Source organism: Geodermatophilus sp. SYSU D01105, assembly GCF_054050095.1.
The window spans coordinates 1-510 of record NZ_JBJGYR010000056.1 but is presented as its reverse complement, the minus strand read 5'-3'; the positions used below and the strand labels follow the sequence as shown (position 1 = coordinate 510).

Sequence of the window (510 nt, the reverse complement as noted above, 5' to 3'; positions counted from 1 at the left end):
GGCGTGCCGGGCGTAGTAGGCGGCGTACTCGGCGCGGTAGGCCGCGTGCAGCTCCCGCAGCCGGGCGATCACCTCGGCGACCGGGGCGGTGCCGGGCAGGTCGACCACCAGCGGCCGCACCTTGGTGCGCAGGAAGTGATCCGGACAGCTCGTGCCCAGCGCGGCCAGCGGCGCCAGCTTCTCCCGGGACAGGAAGTCCAGCACCGCCTCGGCGTCGGTGAAGTGCCCCACCTGCGGCCGGTCGGTGGAGGCCAGCCCGCGGATCACCGGCGCCAGCGCCGCGGCGCGGTGCCGCCGCTCGGCGGGGTCCAGCGGCTCGAAGCCGGGCACCACCGCACCGAAGGGCTCGGGCCTGCCCCGCTCGGTGAGGAACCGCTCCGCCGTCTGGATGATCTCCAGGCTGTGGGCCTCGCACTGCTCGGAGGTCGCACCCCACGCGGTGATCCCGTGCCCGCCCAGGACGCAGCCGATCGCCTGCGGGTTCTCCGCCGCGATCGCGGCGATGTCCAG

1 pseudogene is annotated in these 510 nt (G+C 75.5%); it reads right to left on the bottom strand.

Features of this window, described 5'->3' with window-relative positions:
- Positions 1-510, bottom strand: a pseudogene (locus tag ACI79I_RS24340) (bifunctional rhamnulose-1-phosphate aldolase/short-chain dehydrogenase); the annotation flags it as partial.